A 15,860-nucleotide genomic window follows, 5' to 3' on the forward strand; every position below is an offset into this window, starting at 1 on the left:
GTGGGGTGGGGATGCTGGGATCCACCGGACTGGGTGCGGACGAGGAGACGGTGTACCTGGACCTGATCCGGCAGGGTGCGGCGGCGCCCGCGGACCTGGGCAGGCGGCTCGGGCGGCCGTTGCCGGACGTGCAGCGGGCGATCGACGTACTGCTGGCCGAGAGGTTCGTGCACCGTACGCCGCCCCCGGGCGAGCTGATCGTGCCGGTACCGCCGGAGCTGGCCGTGGAGCAGCTGATCCGGCGCCAGGAGGAGGAGTTCGAGCGGATCCGCAAGTCGGCGTACCGGCTGGCGGCGGAGGCGACCCGGCAGGGTGGCGCGCGGCGGACCGAGGAGCTGATCGAGATCGTCACCGGCGAGACCGCGGTCGCGCTGGCGTTCGACCGGGTGCAACGGACCGCGCGGGCCGAGATGCGCGAGCTGGTCGCCCCGCCGTACGTCGCCTCGGCGGAGGTGAACCGCACGCAGCTGGCCCGGCAGGGCGCCGGAGTGGCGTACCGGGTGGTGTACGACAACTCCGCGCTCGCCGACGCGGTGCTGGCCGCGAGTGCGGTCAGCCACGTCCGGGCGGGGGAGCAGGCCCGGATCGCGGACATGCTGCCGACGAAGCTCGCGATCGCCGACCGCGAGCTGGCGCTGCTGCCGCTGGACTGGGCCACGCCCGCACAGGACGCGGCGTTGCTGGTACATGCGTGCAGCCTGCTGGACGCATTGGTCGCGCTGTTCGAGACCGTGTGGAACAGAGCGAGCCCGCTGAGCGTGACCGACTCGGACGGCCTGGAACCGGAAGAGGCCATGTCTGCCGAGGACAGGCATCTGCTGTCGTTGCTGGTCGCAGGACTGACCGACGACGCCGCAGGCGCCCGCCTGGGCATCAGCCGCCGCACCGTTGCCCGACGTGTCCAGCAGCTGATGGAACAGACGCACTCCCGTTCCCGTCTGCAGCTCGGCTGGCACGCCCGCGACCGCGGCTGGCTCTGACCGGATTGGTCGTGACCCGTTTGCGCCAGGCAGATCCGTAGCAGCGGACACGGGCCGCCACATGTAATGCGGGGAATTCCCTGAGCTTGGAGCTTCCGTGTCCTTCCCCTCCTCCTGCCGTCGCGGGCTGACCGCCCTTGGCGCGGCCGTGCTGGCGTTGGGTGCCGTAACGGCCCCACAAGCCGTCGCGGTACAACCGACACCAGCCCGTACCTCCCCACCCAGCACGGTCACCCTGGTCACCGGCGACAAGGTCACCGTGACCACCGTCGCCGGCCGCCAGACCGCGACCGTCAGCAAGCCCAACGGTCTGCCGTCCGGCGCACACATCATGGCCGTGGGCAACGACCTGTACGTCTACCCGGACGCGGCCCTGCCGTACATCGCGTCCGGTGTCCTCGATCAGCACCTCTTCAACGTCACCGAGCTGCTGGCTGACGGCTACGACGACGCCCACAGCACGGGTACGCCGTTGATCGTCTCGTACGCACCAGGCCGCAAGCAGGTCCCGCTGGCCGGCGCCCGGCAGACTCGGACGCTGTCCAGCATCAAAGGCGCCGCGTTGACGGCCGACCACGGCCAGGCAACGTCGTTCTGGTCCGCAGTCACGGCCCGCGGCCAGGTGACGAAGGTGTGGCTGGACGGCAAGTCGAAGGCCACCTTGGCCGACACCACCGCGCAGATCGGTGCGCCCGAGGTCTGGCAGGGCGGTGACACCGGGCAGGGCGTGGACGTCGCAGTGCTCGACACCGGCGTCGACGCCGCGCACCCGGACTTCGCCGGGCGGATCGTCGCGTCGCAGAGCTTCGTACCGGGCGAGGCCGTCACCGACCGGAACGGCCACGGGACGCACGTCGCGTCCACGATCGCCGGTACGGGCGCTGCGTCCGGTGGGAAGGAGCAGGGCGTCGCGCCGGGTGCCGGGCTGCACATCGGCAAGGTCCTGGGCGATGACGGCAGCGGCCAGGACTCCTGGATCCTCGCCGGCATGGAATGGGCCGCGCGCGACCAGCACGCCAGGGTGATCAGCATGAGCCTCGGCTCCGGGCCGACCGACGGCACGGACCCGATGAGCCAGGCGGTGAACACGTTGAGCGCGGAAACCGGTGCGCTGTTCGTGATCGCGGCCGGCAACTCCGGCCCGGACCCGTACAGCGTGTCGGCGCCCGGCGCGGCCGACGCCGCGCTGACGGTCGGTGCGGTGGACGGCAACGACCGGCTGGCCACGTTCTCCAGCCGTGGTCCACGGCTCGGCGACAGCGGGCTCAAGCCGGACCTGACCGCTCCGGGCGTCAACGTGCTCGCCGCACGTTCGCAGTACTCGCCGGAAGGTGAGGGGTCGTACGTCGCGCTCAGCGGTACGTCGATGGCGACGCCGCATGTGGCCGGTGCCGCGGCGTTGCTGGCGCACGAGCACCCGGACTGGAACGGCCAGCAGTTGAAGGACGCTCTGGTCAGCTCGACCAAGACGACGACGCAATACAGCCAGTACGCCGCCGGTACGGGGCGGCTGGACGTGGCTGCCGCGGTCCGCGACACCCTGTTCTCGTCGGGCGCAGCCTTCGCCGCGGTCAAGTGGCCGTATCCGGCAAGCGTGCAGAAGGACGTCACGTACACCAACAACGGCGCAGAACCAGTAACGCTCAACCTGGCGCTGAAGAACCAGGGCATCCCGGCTGGGCTGTTCACGTTGACGATGCGGCAGCTGACAGTTCCGGCGCATGGCACTGCTGTCGTGGGCGTAGTGAGCCACTTGGAGCTGGCTGCTGACGACGCGGGCTACAGCTCGATGCTGACCGCAACAGACGCCAGTGGAGCGGTCTTGGCCCACACCAGCGTCGGTGTTAGCAAGCAGAGCCAGCGGGTCAAGCTCTCGCTGCACGCCAAGGGCCTGTCCGGCGTCGTAGTACTCAAGGACATCAAACGGGACGCCGTGCCGCAGGTGTTCGAGGTGGACGGCAGCCTGGACGTCAATGTCCGTCCGAGCACTTACGCGGCCTGGATGTACGCCGACGTCCGCGGGCTGGACGGGCCGCACTCGTTGGGGCGCGCCGTGATCAGCCAGCCCGAGGTGGACGTCCAACAGGACCAGACGGTCACGTTCGACCCAGCCGGACTCCGTAAGGTCGCGGCTGTCACTCCGAAGCCCAGCGACAACACGTACCTTCGGGTCGATCAGTACCGCAGCTACGGCGACCTGCATCGCTTTGTCGACACGTACCAGCTGGAGTGGTGGCTGTACGACTCCCTCTGGGCCACGCCGACTCGCAAGGTGACGCAGGGCTCGTACACGTTCGCCACACGCTGGCGGCAGGAGCAGCCGGCGCTGACGATCGGCTCGGCGGACAGCCTCGTCCAGAGCTGGTCGCCGAAGCTCCCGGCCGGCATCGGTGCCTACCCGGCGGCGTACGTCGGCACGGACCCGTCGAAGGACAACGTCCGCGGCAAGGTCGTCGTTGCCCAGCGCAACGATGCGGTGCCGCCGACGCAGCAGGCGGCAGCCGCGGCCAAGGGCGGCGCGAAGCTGCTGTTGATCGTGAACGACGGCTACGGCCCGCTGGACGCGTGGGCAGATCTGCCACAGGAGGACGCACCCGCACTGCCGGTGGCGTCGCTGAACGCCGACCAGGCCCGGCAGGTGCTCGCGAGGAGCCCCAAGGTCCTCAAGCTCGAGTCGCACCCTTACCCGCAGTACCTGTACGACCTGGTCCAGCACCACGACGGCGCGGTGCCGAGCAACCCGGGGTACCGGCCGACCGCGCGGGACCTGGCGCGGATCGACGAGTCGTACCGCGACACCAAGCCGGGGGAGGCGGTCGACATCCGCTTCGACCTGTCCGCGGACCTCACGTGGGCCGTAGGCGCCGGGTCGACGTCGGTACCCGCGCAGGGCGACCACACGGTGTACGTCACCGCCGCGCCGACGGTGAAGTGGCTCAGCATGGCCGCGGTACCCGACCTGACGCAGCAGGGCTCGTCCTTGGCGTACCGGCCGGGGAGTATTACCCGGGAGACCTGGTTCGCCGGGATTCAGCGGCCGCGGCTGTTGAGCGACAGCGCGTTGTCGACGCCACCGTCGCGCGTCGGCGACCTCATCAGCGTCTTCGGCCTCCCGGGCTTCGCGGACTCCGGCCCGCACCAGGGCGTCGTGTACGACACCGGAGCGTCCGTGTCGACGGCGTTCTACCAAGGCGACACGTTGCTCGGTGAAGGCGCCGACATGGTGTCCGTCGAGGTCGCACCGGAGCCCTTGCCGTACCGGTTCGTCGTGGACACCAAACGCGACCTGCCGAACCGGCCGTACTCGCCCAGCACGCACACCGAGTGGGGCTTCACCTCCAGCCAAGCTGACTACGCGAACCTGGAGACGCTCCCGCTGCTGCAGCTCGACTACTCGATCGCTACAGACCTGTCCGGTCGCGCCAAGCGCCACAGCGACCTCACGGTGACCGCTTCGCACCTGCCGGGAGCTGTGGGCACAGGCAAGGTCAGTACGGCGACCCTGGAGCTCTCGTACGACGACGGCGTCACCTGGCGGCCGGTGCGGCTGCAGCGGTCCGGTACGGGCTGGCGCGGGAAGGTCGACGCCCCGGGATCGGCTCGCTACGTGAGCGTACGGGCGACAGCGCACGACAACGCCGGTAACAGCGTGAGCCAGACGATCCAGCGGGCGTTCGGGATCAGCTAGCTCAGTTTGGGACGGCGCCGGATCGGGCGGTGCAACGTGGTCGGTGGCTTGCCGCGGGTGGTGGCTCTGGTCGGTACCGGAGCCTCGGCCCGCGGCGAGTCGTCGTACACGCCGGTGAAGTCACCTGTCGGATCCAGCACGAGGATGTCGGCCTGGGTACGCCAGCGCTCCAGTTGGGTGTCCAGGTCGGCTGCGTTGAGCCGCTCGGTCCGTAACACCTGCGCGGCAGCGGTCCACTCGTCCGTGTCCGGTGCCAGCCGCCGTACGGTCGCCGTCCAGCTCGCCAGCCGGTTGGTGGCGGGCTTGGCCGGGACCACGACCGTGACGGAGCGTGCCGCGGCGAGCCCGGGCAGCGGCTGCTCGGCACCCTCGGCCGAGTCGGCCAGTACGACGTACTGCTCGTCGACCTTCGCGAACCACGCCGGAACCGCGCGGCGCCCGTCCCAGGACAGCCAGACCAGGCCGGCCTTCTTCATCACGCCCGCGATGTCCTCGATGCTCACAGGTCCAAGTGTCACACGGTGAATCGGGCCACACTCGGAGGGGAAGTGAGCCGGGTCACCGGACAGTGGCGGCGGACGCCGTACGCTGCCGGTGACCGGTGGGTAACCGAGTGGAGGTCGACCGTGGTGGACAAGGTGACGGACAAGGGTTTGCGCAGCAGGCGGTCGTGTCTGGCCACCCCGGGGTCGAACCCGCGGTTCCTGGCGAAGGCGAAGGGGCTGGACGCCGACCAGGTGTTCCTCGACCTCGAGGACTCGGTCGCGCCGCTGGCCAAGCCCGACGCCCGCAAGAACATCGTCGCCGCGCTCAACGAGGGCGGCTGGGGGAACAAGCTCCGCGTCGTCCGGGTGAACGACTGGACCACCGAGTGGACGTACGCCGACGTGATCGAGGTGGTCGGCGGCGCCGGTGCGAACCTCGACTGCATCATGCTGCCGAAGGTGCAGACCGCCGAACAGGTGGCCGCGCTGGACCTGCTGCTCACCCAGCTGGAGAAGGTGCACGGGTACGAGCCCGGCCGGATCGGTATCGAGGCGCAGATCGAGAACGCGCTCGGCCTCACCAACGTGAACGCGATCGCGACCGCCTCGCCGCGGGTGGAGACGATCATCTTCGGCCCCGCCGACTTCATGGCCTCGATCAACATGAAGTCGCTGGTCGTCGGCGAGCAGCCGCCCGGGTACGACGTCGGCGACGCGTACCACTACATCCTGATGCAGATCCTGATGGCGGCCCGCGCCCACGACAAGCAGGCGATCGACGGCCCGTACCTGCAGATCAAGGACGTCGAGGGCTTCCGCCGGGTGGCCGGCCGCTCCGCCGCCCTCGGGTTCGACGGCAAGTGGGTCCTGCACCCCGACCAGATCGCCGCCGCCAACGAGGTCTACTCCCCGCGCCAGGAGGACTACGACCACGCCGAGAACATCCTCGACGCCTACGACCACTACACCTCCGCGGCCGGCGGCGCCCGCGGCGCGGTCATGCTCGGCGACGAGATGATCGACGAAGCCAGCCGCAAGATGGCCCTCGTGATCTCCGCCAAGGGCCGCGCCGCCGGCCTCACCCGGACGAACGTCTGGACGCCCTAGACCTGGGACATGATCGCCAGCAGCTGACCGTCGGGGTCGGGGAAGAACGCCATCCATTCCTCGACCCCGTCGTCGTGCTTGTGGATCAGGTGCGGCGCGCTCTCGAACACCACGCCGCGCTCCCGGAGTTCGTCGTACGCCGTGGTGATGTCGTCGACGCGGAAGTACAGCGGCGACGCCGCGCCCTCGCCCACGCTCAGGAACAACCGCGTTCCGCCGCAGTCGAAGAACGCCAGATCGCCGAACGTGTAGAGATGCGGGAGCCCCAGCACGTCGCGGTAGAACGCGACCGCCCGCTCGATGTCGCTGACCGGACGGGCGATCTGTCCGATCGTTCCGAGTTGCACCATCTCCGCGCCTCCCTGTCCTCGCAACGCACTGTCGACGGGCACGCCACGCCAGGTCCGCAGCTCGGCCCGGCGCTCCAGGCCGAGCTTCAGCAGCGCGTTCGCCACGTGGAACTTGACCGCGTCGATGCTGATCCCGCGGCGCTCCGCGATCACCCGGTTCGGCATCCCGTGCCGCACCATGTCCACCACCCGCCACTCGGCGGGTGTCAGCACGTCGGGATGCCGCGGCCGGCCACGTGTGCCCACACCGTCAAGGTAGCGGCGCGGACGCGGAATTACCCTCCCCCTAGTGGGCCCAGACCTTGTAGATGCGGATCGGCTTCGCGGGCGGGCCGTCCTGGTCTGGGTCGGCGATGCCGGCCGCGACCATCCGGTCGAAGGTGGACATGCCGGCGATCACGTGGCCGAGGACCGTGTAGTTCGGGGCGATGTGCGCGAACGAGTGCACCACGAAAAACTCCGACCCGTTGGTCCCCGGTCCCTGGTTGCCGTAGGCAACGGTGCCGCGGTCGTAGGTCTCCTTCCCGGTCACCTCGTCCGGGAACTTGTACCCCGGCCCGCCCTCCTCCTGGCGGTAGATGTCGCCGCACTGCAGCACACCCAGCCGCGCCGAGTTCGTCAGCCGGAAGCACTGCGTCGCGTCGTAGAACCGGCTCTGCACCAGATGCACGAAGTTGTGGACGCCGCACGGCGCGTTCGCGCGATCCATCCGGACGACGAACGGCCCGTAGTTCGTCACGAAGTACACGTCGACGGTGCCCTTGGCGCGTGCGTTCGCGGACGGGATCCGCACCGGCTTCGCGGCCGGGTTGTCCGGCGTCGGCGTGAACTCGCACTTCACCACCGGACGCGGGTGTGTGCCGGGCGTAGCGGAGGCGGTGGTCGTGGTCAGCGTCGTCGCGACCAGCACGGCCGCGAACAGGGCGGGTAGCTTCATCCACCCACCGTAGTACCCCGATCGCTGTCCGCAGAGGTTTCTGAAGCTTTTCGTCGCGGACTCGATCATCCGGCGTTCGCCGCCTAAGGTGATCCGGTCCGCTGCGGAAGGTGAGTGCGTGAACGGCGAGGTACTGGCAGGTCGGTACCGGTTGCTGACCCTGTTGGGCAGGGGCGGTGCGGGTGAGGTGTGGCAGGCCGAGGACACGATTCTCGACCGGCAGGTGGCGGTGAAGCTGCTGCGGAGCCTCGATGGTGACCCGATGGACGCGGTCGACCGGTTCCGCGCCGAGGCGCAGGCGGCCGCGCGGCTGACCCATCCGAACGTGGTCGCGACGTACGATGTCGGGACCGAAGGTGACCACGTGTTCCTGGTGATGGAGCTCGTGCCGGGACCGGACCTCGCCAAGCTGATGCGTACGTCGGGGCTCCCGCCGGCCGCCCTGGTCGAGAACATCGCCGTCCAGGGCGCCCGGGCGCTGGACGCCGCGCACGAGGCCGGCATCGTGCACCGGGACGTGAAACCGGGCAACCTGCTGCTGGCGCCGGACGGCACGCTCAAGATGACCGACTTCGGGATCGCCAAGCGTGCCGGCAACGAGACGACCGCCCTGGGCGTCCTGCTCGGTACGGCGTCGTACGTGTCGCCGGAGCAGGTCCGTGGCGAGCCCGCGACCCCGGCCAGCGACTGGTACTCGTTCGGCTGCGTCCTGCACGAGCTCCTGACCGGTAGGCCGCCCTTCACCGGGCCGACGGCCGACGTGGTGATGCGGCAGCACCTGGAGGCACCACCTCCGCCGGTGACGCGTACCGACGTACCAGGGCCGCTGGCTGGGCTTGTCACGCATCTGCTGGCGAAGAACCCGGCAGACCGGCCCTCGTCGGCTGCTGATGTCACGGCGTTGCTCGAAACGGCCAACCAGACCCAGGTGCTGGCGGCTGAGGTCGTCGGGGTCGGGACGTGGGAAGAGGACGAGCCGGAGACCCGTACGCACAGGGCGCCGAGCGGCGGATTCCCGCTGGCGAAAGCCGGGATCGCCGCAGGCCTGGTGGTGGCTGCTGCCGTAGGCGCGCTGTTGCTCCGTTCAGGACTGTCGTCCGACCAGCCCACCGCACAGGCTGGTGGTACGCCGTCTGCGCCGGTACAGAAGGCCACGGCCGCGCCCAAGACGACCAAGGCCACCACACAGCAGCCGACACCGACACCAACGCCTACGAAGACGACTCCCACCAAGAAGCCAACGCAGAACCCGCAGGCCGTCCTGGTGCAGCGGCTGCGCACACTGGCCGCCCAGGTCCGCGCGACGCAGCAGGGGCAGGGGCAGGGAAAGAACAGTAAGGCCCCACGCGAGGCCGCGCGTCAGCTGGACGAGGCCGCGCAGGCAGTGGACCAGGGCAACCTGCAGTCCGCCGCACAGCACTTCTACGAGGCCCGCCAGCGGCTGGCCGAGGCCCAGCAGCGGCACCGCTGGCAGGCCACCCAGCAGATCGCCACGCTGTTCGTGACGATCGGGAAGACGCTCCCACGCCCGAACGGCAACCACAACGAGTGAGCCACGCGACCTCCCACAGGTGGTCGGTATCACAGCGGGTGTCGCCCCTGTGCCGAGATGCTGTTAACCGCGATACTCGCTGGTAAGCAGGCCAAGGAGGCGCAGGATGAGCAGACTGCAGCAGACTGACGGGCTGACCGACGTTCAGGAGGAGATCCTGAAGACGGTGCGGGCCTTCGTCGAGGCGGAGATCCTGCCGGTGGCCACGGAGCTCGAGCACCGCGACGAGTACCCGACGGAGATCGTCGAGGGCCTCAAGGAGCTCGGGCTGTTCGGGCTGATGATCCCGGAGGAGTACGGCGGGCTCGGCGAGTCGCTGCTCACGTACGCGCTCTGCGTGGAGGAGATCGCCCGCGGCTGGATGAGCGTGTCCGGCATCATCAACACGCACTTCATCGTCGCGTACATGCTGCTCCAGCACGGGACCGACGAGCAGAAGCAGAAGTACCTGCCGCGGATGGCGACCGGCGAGGTGCGCGGCGCGTTCTCGATGTCCGAGCCGGGCTGCGGTTCCGACGTCTCGGCGATCAAGACCAAGGCCACCCGCACCGGTGACGACTACACGATCAACGGCCAGAAGATGTGGCTGACGAACGGCGGCTCGTCGAACCTGGTCGCGGTGCTGGTGAAGACCGACGAGGGCCAGGACTCGGTCTACAAGAACATGACCACGTTCCTGGTCGAGAAGGAGCCCGGGTTCGGCGAGGTCGACAAGGGCCTGACGGTGCCGGGCAAGATCGAGAAGATGGGCTACAAGGGCGTCGACACCACCGAGCTCGTCTTCGACGGGTACCGGATCGACGCCGGCCAGATCCTCGGCGGCGTACCGGGCAAGGGTTTCTACCAGATGATGGACGGAGTCGAGGTCGGCCGGGTGAACGTCGCGGCCCGCGGCTGCGGCGTGGCGCGGCGGGCGTTCGAGCTCGGGATCTCGTACGCCCAGCAGCGCGAGACGTTCGGCAAGAAGATCGCCGATCACCAGGCGGTGCTGTTCCGGCTGGCCGACATGGCGGTCAAGGTCGAGGCGGCGCACGAGCTGATGGTGAAGGCGGCCCGGAAGAAGGACAGCGGCTCCCGCAACGACTTCGAGGCCGGCGTCGCGAAGTACCTGGCCAGCGAGTACTGCGCGCAGGTGGTGGAGGACTCGTTCCGGATCCACGGCGGGTACGGGTTCTCGAAGGAGTACGAGATCGAGCGGCTGTACCGCGAGGCGCCGATGCTGCTGATCGGCGAGGGCACCGCCGACATCCAGCGGATGATCATCGGCCGCCGGCTGCTGGAGGACTACAAGCTCTGAACTGCCCGGCGCGCTGGGTCGACGGGCGGGGCGGTGCCAGTCGGCCCAGCGCGCATTGGGGCAGGGTTCGGAGGACGGGCTAGGCGGGCGCCCGTCCGGGGATCGGGGTCGGGACCCGGCCGGAGCCGTGCCCGGACAGCAGCCAGATCCCCAGCTGGGTGATCTCGTGGCGGACCGAGGCGCCGGAGCGGCGGGTGGTGATCAGCCCGGCCTCCCGCAGTACGGTCGCCTGGTGGCTGGCGGCCGCCGGCGAGATCTTGCAGCGCTTCGCCAGCTCGGTCGTCGTACAGCCGGCGACGGTCGCCTCCAGCGCGGCCGCCCGGGTGGACCCGAGCAGCGATCCCAACGGGTCGCTCGACGGTGCAGGATCCATCGACGCCTGCCGCAGGATGCCGGGCGCGTGCTGGATCGGGTACACCAGGATCGGTTTCAGGTCCGGGTCCCGCAGCTTCGTCGGTACCTGCCAGCAGAACGCCGAAGGCTGCAACTCGATTCCCCTGCCATCGAGATACAGATCGCGGTCGTTCATGTCCAGCACCTGCAGCACCGGTGCCACCCACCGGACCCGCGGATGCAGTGACGACAGCAGCCGGTGGACGCCGTGCCGCGCGAGCGTCTCGCCGCGGTGCGCGTGGTCGGCGGACACGTGGGTGCCGATCGACTTCCAGTACGGCCGGATCGCCACGTCGTGGTACGTCCGGATCGCCCGGCCGAGCTTCTGCATCGACGTCCGGTCGCCGTGCGCCAGCTCCCGCGTCCACGGGGACGCCGGCCGCCACTTCTGCAGCAGGTCGAGCTGGCTGCGCACCTGGTGCCGCGGGGTCGCCAGCGTCTGCTCCAGGGCCGTGTCGAAGTCCGGCGCGGCCTCGGCCGGCGTCAGGAAGTCCGGCGAGTACCCGTGCGCCGGGGTCAGTTCGAGCAGTAGCCGCATCTGGTCCGGGCCGACGGTGGTGCGTACGTGGCGGCGCCAGTCCTCGAAGATCAGCCGGCCCTCCGAGTGCTGGAGCATGTGCAGGCTCAGCAGCACCTCCCAGAGCGGGGCCGGCCTGGTGGCCACCGTGACCCGGGTCAGGTCGCGCGGCGTGAAATGGATTCGCAGCATCGCAGTCCCCTCCCGTTCCTCGCTGTCACCACGTCCCCCGGCGCCGATCGCGGAAAGTAGTCGTTTCCTGACCGAACGCGACCCCGGAATTCAATCAAGGCAGGGAGCGGAGCGACAACTGTTTGAACATTCCAATCGGGTAGTACTCCTGGCCATGGCAAAAGGTTGCCACCTCACCTCAACGCGGTGAGCGGGCCGCGAGGTTCAAAGCCAGTGGTTCCGCTTGAACAGTCGGTAAAGCGTGAAACACGCGCAGACCATCACGCCGAGCACCACGAAGTACGCGTACTTGAGATGCAACTCCGGCATGTAGTCGAAGTTCATCCCGTAAATACCGGCGATCATCGTCGGGACCGCGAGAATCGCGACCCAGGCGGAGATCCGGCGCATGTCCTCGTTCTCGGCGACCTGGACCTGGGCCAGCCCGGCCTGCAGGATCGAGCTGAGCAGCTCGTCGAACGAGATCACCTGCTCCTTCACGCGCTGCAGGTGGTCGTCGACGTCGCGGAAGTAGTTCCTGGTCTCGTCGGTGATCAGCGGGTGCCGAACGGTCGCCAGCGCGCGCATCGGCCCGGTCAGCGGCGCCACCGCCCGCTTGAGCTCCAGTACTTCACGTTTCAGCTGGTAGACCCGGTCGATGTTCCGCCAGCCGCGCGGCGTGAACATGTCGGTCTCGATCAGGTCGATGTCGGCCTGGACGGCGTCCGAGACCTCCAGGTACCGGTCGACGACGTGGTCGGCGATCGCGTGCAGGACGGCGCCGGGCCCGGAGGCCAGCCGGTGCTGCTCCTTCTCCAGATCCTGCCGCAGCCCGGTCAACTCGCTGTGCTCACCGTGGCGCACCGTGACGACGAAGCCGGGGCCGCAGAACACCATCACCTCGCCGGTCGCCACCACCTCGCTGGTCGCGGTCAGGTCCCGGTGCGGCACGTACGTGACCGTCTTGAACACTGCGAAGAGCGTGTCGCCGTACCGCTCGAGCTTGGGCCGCTGGTGCGCCTCGGACGCGTCCTCCAGCGCGAGCGGGTGCAGCCCGAACTCAGCGCCGACGATCGCGAGCTGGTGGTCGGTGGGCTGGAACAGGCCGATCCACACGAACCCCTGTCCGCGGCGCGCCCGGTCGAGCGCCTCGGTGTACGAGTCGACCCGGTGGTCGCGGACGCCGTCGCGGTACAGCCCCCAGTCGACCAGCGCGCCCTCGAGCTTGCCGCGGACCACCTCGTCCGACGGACGTCCGGCAGCACCGCCACGGCGGGCGAAGACTCGTCCCACACGGCGTGTCGCGCCCATGTCCCATCGTCGCCCGGCCATCAACGGCGAGGCTATCAAGACGTGGTAACCAGCCGTCGGCAATGATGGGGGTGGAAGCACGTGGAGAGGAACGACGATGACCGCGCAGGGCATGCCCTCGATGGATCCCAGGCCGACCGGCCTGACGATCGGGACCTACGACACCTACCGGGAGGCGCAGCGAGCAGTCGACTACCTTTCGGACGAGAAGTTCCCGGTCGAGCACACGACCATCGTCGGCAACAACCTGCGCCAGGTCGAGAAGATCACCGGCCGCCTCACCTGGAGCCGCGCGCTGACCGCGGGCCTGGCCAGCGGCGCCTGGTTCGGGCTGTTCGTCGGCCTGCTGCTGGGGCTCTTCACCACCAACAACTGGCTCGCCGCGCTGCTCACCGGCATCGTGCTGGGCGCCTTCTTCGGACTGGTGTTCGGCGGCCTCAGCTACGCGCAGTCTGCCGGCCGCCGGGACTTCACCTCCCGGACCGCGGTGGTGGCGACGACGTACGACGTGCTCTGCGACTTCAAGTTCGCCGAGGAGGCCCGCAACCACCTGGCGAAGCTGGCGCTCAAGGGCGAGGTGCACCCGCTGCTGCCGAACCAGCCGCTGCAGCAGCCGAACGACTGAGGTGACGTAGATCTCGCGCCGGTGAGAGCCAGACCACGGTCCGGATGCGCCCGGACCCGGCAGCATGGGGTAACCCCAGCGGAGGAGGATCCGGGATGCAGTTCGGGCGCAGCTACGAGGAGTTCGAGGTCGGAGCGGTCTACAAGCACTGGCCGGGCAAGACGGTCACGGAGTACGACGACCACCTGTTCTGCCTGCTGACGATGAACCACCATCCGCTGCACCTGGACGCGCACTACGCCGGCGAGACCACCCAGTTCGGCAAGAACGTTGTGGTCGGCAACTACATCTACTCGATCCTGCTCGGGATGTCGGTCCCCGACGTGAGCGGCAAGGCGATCGCGAACCTGGAGATCGAGTCCCTGCGGCACGTCGCGCCGACCTTCCACGGCGACACGATCTACGGCGAGACGGTCGTCCTGGACAAGTGGGAGTCCAAGTCCAAGGACGACCGCGGCATCGTCCACGTAGAGACCAAGGGCTACAAGCAGGACGGCACCGTCGTCTGCCTGTTCCGCCGCAAGGTCATGGTCCCCAAGAACAACTACCTGGAAGCCCGCGGCGGCGAACAACCAGCTCGCCCCACCCCGGCAGCAGACTGACGCCCCGCGAACACCCGCGGCCGCAACCGTGTCGTGCCCGACCATCTCGACGGTTAACCCCTGAGCTGGTTGGTTACCGACCTGCATGCCGGTGGCTGAGCCCCCGAAATGTCCAGTCACCGGTGGTTGGTCATGCCGAGGTGGGGGCACGCGCTCGGGGTCAGTCGGGGAGCTCCTCGTGGACGGTGAGGACGGTGAGGGCCGGCTCGGCGCCGAGCGCGGCGAACAGCCTCGGTGCGGCGGGTGGCTCGGATCCGGCGCGCATCGCGTCGAGCGCGGCGTGGTCCCGCCACAGGGTCTGGATCCGCCAGTGGGTGTCGTCCTGCTGGACCAGGCGGGACTGGAGCAGCCCGTCCGGCCTCGGTTCGTGTGCGAGCTTGCGGAAGCCTTCGAGCAGCTCCGGGACCCGATCGGGCTCGATCGTGGCGCTCACCTCGGTAAGAATCATCATCGCTCCCCCTTTCCGCCCAGCATGACGCCCGATCCCGTGGCAGGGAACGGGACCGGGCGCCAGGTCAGGGAGACGTAAGGGTCAGCTCAGGAACAGTTCGATCACCGGGACCAGCACGTTCGGTTTCTGGATCGGGAGTTTCAGGGTCAGGGTCTCGGCGGAGACGCCGCCCATGGTGGTGTTCTGGGCCTGCTGGTGCGGGTCGTTGACGATCCGCTTGATCTCCGACGCGTCGTTCAGCAGCTGGGCGTACTTCACCTTGCCGGCCAGGCCGTGCAGGTGGATGTGGCCCATCGGCCAGGAGAACAGGTGCAGGTACAGCCGGTCGCCCTTCTGGGTGAAGCGGCAGTCGGCGGGCGCGGTGTACGCGGCCGGCCGGGCGCCGCGGATCGCGCGCTCGTGGACGCGCATCCACTCGCCGATATCGGCCAGCGTCGCCAGCGCCCGCGGGTCGAACTCGCCGCGGCCGGTCGGGCCGACGTTCAGCAGCAGGTTGCCGTCCTTGGAGACCGAGTCGACGAGCATCTTGACCAGCGTCTCCGGCGACTTCCAGTCCAGGTTGTCGCGGTCGTAGCCCCAGCTGCCGTTCAGCGTCTGGCACGCCTCCCACAGCACCGGTACGCCGTCGCGCTCCATCGGGGCGTCCGGCTGGTACTGCTCGGGCGTGACGAAGTCGCCGGGGATGTCGAGCCGGTCGTTGATCAGGATGCCCGGCTGCAGCTCCCGCACCATCGCCATCAGCTCGGCGGAGCGCCAGTCGTCGCGGCCCTTGCCGTGGCCGGGGCGGCCGTCGGGGTAGTCCCGGTCCGGGTACGAGAAGTCGAACCACATGATGTCGATCGGCCCGTAGTTCGTCAGCAGCTCGCGGGTCTGCGCGTGCAGGTAGTCGGCGTACACCTGGACGTCCCGCCCGGCCGCCTTCGCGATCGCCTCCTCGTCGTCGCGCTGCGGGTGCATCAGGTCGATCGGGAACTCGGGGTGGTGCCAGTCGATCAGCGAGTGGTAGAACCCGACCCCGAGCCCCTCGGCGCGGCACGCCTCGACGAACGGCCCGACCAGGTCCTTGCCCCACGCGGTCTTCGCGACCGTGTAGTCGGAGACCTGCGAGTCCCACAGGCAGAAGCCTTCGTGGTGCTTGGTCGTCAGTACGGCGTACTTCATCCCGGCCTCGCGCGCCGCCTTCGCCCACGTGCGCGGGTCGTACAGGTCCGGCTCGAAGTGGTCGAAGTACGGCTGGTAGTCCTCGTCGGTGAGCCGCTCGCGGTTCTTCACCCACTCGTGCCGGGCCGGCAGCGAGTACAGCCCCCAGTGGACGAACAGGCCGAACCGCCAGTCGCGGAACTTCTCCACCGAGGCCGCAGGTGGCGTATCAGTCATGTCATTTCTCCTCAAAG

At 69.1% G+C, this 15,860-nt stretch carries 14 protein-coding genes; 7 read left to right on the forward strand and 7 right to left on the reverse strand.

Features of this window, described 5'->3' with window-relative positions; translation table 11 throughout:
• Positions 1-11 precede the first annotated feature (11 nt).
• Both ACXJJ3_RS31750 and ACXJJ3_RS31755 read left to right on the forward strand, forming a co-directional pair.
• The gene (locus ACXJJ3_RS31750; protein WP_458165534.1) at positions 12-980 is read left to right on the forward strand and encodes a helix-turn-helix domain-containing protein; all 969 of its coding nucleotides are present in this window, start codon (positions 12-14) and stop codon (positions 978-980) included.
• A 97-nt stretch (positions 981-1,077) separates the two neighbouring features.
• A complete protein-coding gene (locus ACXJJ3_RS31755; protein ID WP_458165535.1) occupies positions 1,078-4,668 on the forward strand; it encodes a S8 family peptidase in 3,591 nt (1,196 codons plus the stop codon).
• On the opposite strand, the gene ACXJJ3_RS31760 is transcribed toward ACXJJ3_RS31755, so the two are convergent.
• Positions 4,665-5,171, reverse strand: coding sequence for a hypothetical protein (locus tag ACXJJ3_RS31760; protein ID WP_458165536.1), 507 nt, complete (start codon positions 5,169-5,171; stop codon positions 4,665-4,667). The two genes, ACXJJ3_RS31755 and ACXJJ3_RS31760, sit on opposite strands and share 4 nt — an antisense overlap.
• Before the next feature lie 135 nt (positions 5,172-5,306).
• Here ACXJJ3_RS31760 and ACXJJ3_RS31765 point away from each other — a divergent pair, with 135 nt between their 5' ends.
• Complete coding sequence (locus ACXJJ3_RS31765) at positions 5,307-6,260, forward strand: HpcH/HpaI aldolase/citrate lyase family protein (protein ID WP_458165537.1); 954 nt, start codon at positions 5,307-5,309, stop codon at positions 6,258-6,260.
• On the opposite strand, the gene ACXJJ3_RS31770 is transcribed toward ACXJJ3_RS31765, so the two are convergent.
• A complete protein-coding gene (locus ACXJJ3_RS31770; RefSeq protein WP_458165538.1) occupies positions 6,257-6,856 on the reverse strand; it encodes a VOC family protein in 600 nt (199 codons plus the stop codon). The genes ACXJJ3_RS31765 and ACXJJ3_RS31770 overlap by 4 nt on opposite strands.
• Before the next feature lie 40 nt (positions 6,857-6,896).
• Positions 6,897-7,547, reverse strand: a complete 651-nt coding sequence (locus tag ACXJJ3_RS31775) for a peptidylprolyl isomerase (protein ID WP_458165539.1) — start codon at positions 7,545-7,547, stop codon at positions 6,897-6,899.
• A gap of 118 nt (positions 7,548-7,665) precedes the next feature.
• Between ACXJJ3_RS31775 and ACXJJ3_RS31780 the strand changes: the two genes are divergently transcribed.
• Together ACXJJ3_RS31780 and ACXJJ3_RS31785 are read left to right on the forward strand one after the other, a co-directional pair.
• The gene (locus ACXJJ3_RS31780; protein WP_458165540.1) at positions 7,666-9,099 is read left to right on the forward strand and encodes a serine/threonine-protein kinase; all 1,434 of its coding nucleotides are present in this window, start codon (positions 7,666-7,668) and stop codon (positions 9,097-9,099) included.
• A 106-nt stretch (positions 9,100-9,205) separates the two neighbouring features.
• Positions 9,206-10,396, forward strand: a complete 1,191-nt coding sequence (locus tag ACXJJ3_RS31785) for an acyl-CoA dehydrogenase family protein (RefSeq protein ID WP_458165541.1) — start codon at positions 9,206-9,208, stop codon at positions 10,394-10,396.
• A gap of 79 nt (positions 10,397-10,475) precedes the next feature.
• Here the strand turns inward: ACXJJ3_RS31785 and ACXJJ3_RS31790 are convergent, their stop codons facing one another.
• Positions 10,476-11,498 (reverse strand): ArsR/SmtB family transcription factor, encoded by a 1,023-nt coding sequence (locus ACXJJ3_RS31790; protein WP_458165542.1) that lies wholly within the window; start codon positions 11,496-11,498, stop codon positions 10,476-10,478.
• 204 nt (positions 11,499-11,702) lie between these two features.
• The gene (locus ACXJJ3_RS31795) at positions 11,703-12,809 is read right to left on the reverse strand and encodes a magnesium and cobalt transport protein CorA (protein WP_458165543.1); all 1,107 of its coding nucleotides are present in this window, start codon (positions 12,807-12,809) and stop codon (positions 11,703-11,705) included.
• 76 nt (positions 12,810-12,885) lie between these two features.
• Between ACXJJ3_RS31795 and ACXJJ3_RS31800 the strand changes: the two genes are divergently transcribed.
• Positions 12,886-13,413, forward strand: coding sequence for a general stress protein (locus tag ACXJJ3_RS31800; protein ID WP_458165544.1), 528 nt, complete (start codon positions 12,886-12,888; stop codon positions 13,411-13,413).
• A gap of 95 nt (positions 13,414-13,508) precedes the next feature.
• Positions 13,509-14,015, forward strand: coding sequence for a MaoC family dehydratase (locus tag ACXJJ3_RS31805; protein ID WP_458165545.1), 507 nt, complete (start codon positions 13,509-13,511; stop codon positions 14,013-14,015).
• A gap of 160 nt (positions 14,016-14,175) precedes the next feature.
• On the opposite strand, the gene ACXJJ3_RS31810 is transcribed toward ACXJJ3_RS31805, so the two are convergent.
• On the reverse strand, positions 14,176-14,466 hold the full coding sequence (locus tag ACXJJ3_RS31810; protein ID WP_458165546.1) for an antibiotic biosynthesis monooxygenase: 291 nt from the start codon (positions 14,464-14,466) through the stop codon (positions 14,176-14,178).
• Between the two features lie 81 nt (positions 14,467-14,547).
• Positions 14,548-15,843 (reverse strand): alpha-L-fucosidase, encoded by a 1,296-nt coding sequence (locus ACXJJ3_RS31815; RefSeq protein ID WP_458165547.1) that lies wholly within the window; start codon positions 15,841-15,843, stop codon positions 14,548-14,550.
• Positions 15,844-15,860 lie beyond the last annotated feature (17 nt).

This window comes from Kribbella sp. WER1 (assembly GCF_054189145.1).

Bases quoted from the DNA above. Each gene is read 5' to 3' on its own strand.
- ACXJJ3_RS31750 (WP_458165534.1), top strand. From the start codon at position 12: ATGCTGGGATCCACCGGACTGGGTGCGGACGAGGAGACGGTGTACCTG.
- ACXJJ3_RS31775 (WP_458165539.1), bottom strand. From the start codon at position 7,547: ATGAAGCTACCCGCCCTGTTCGCGGCCGTGCTGGTCGCGACGACGCTG.
- ACXJJ3_RS31785 (WP_458165541.1), top strand. From the start codon at position 9,206: ATGAGCAGACTGCAGCAGACTGACGGGCTGACCGACGTTCAGGAGGAG.
- ACXJJ3_RS31790 (WP_458165542.1), bottom strand. From the start codon at position 11,498: ATGCTGCGAATCCATTTCACGCCGCGCGACCTGACCCGGGTCACGGTG.
- ACXJJ3_RS31795 (WP_458165543.1), bottom strand. From the start codon at position 12,809: ATGGCCGGGCGACGATGGGACATGGGCGCGACACGCCGTGTGGGACGA.
- ACXJJ3_RS31800 (WP_458165544.1), top strand. From the start codon at position 12,886: ATGACCGCGCAGGGCATGCCCTCGATGGATCCCAGGCCGACCGGCCTG.
- ACXJJ3_RS31805 (WP_458165545.1), top strand. From the start codon at position 13,509: ATGCAGTTCGGGCGCAGCTACGAGGAGTTCGAGGTCGGAGCGGTCTAC.
- ACXJJ3_RS31810 (WP_458165546.1), bottom strand. From the start codon at position 14,466: ATGATGATTCTTACCGAGGTGAGCGCCACGATCGAGCCCGATCGGGTC.
- ACXJJ3_RS31815 (WP_458165547.1), bottom strand. From the start codon at position 15,843: ATGACTGATACGCCACCTGCGGCCTCGGTGGAGAAGTTCCGCGACTGG.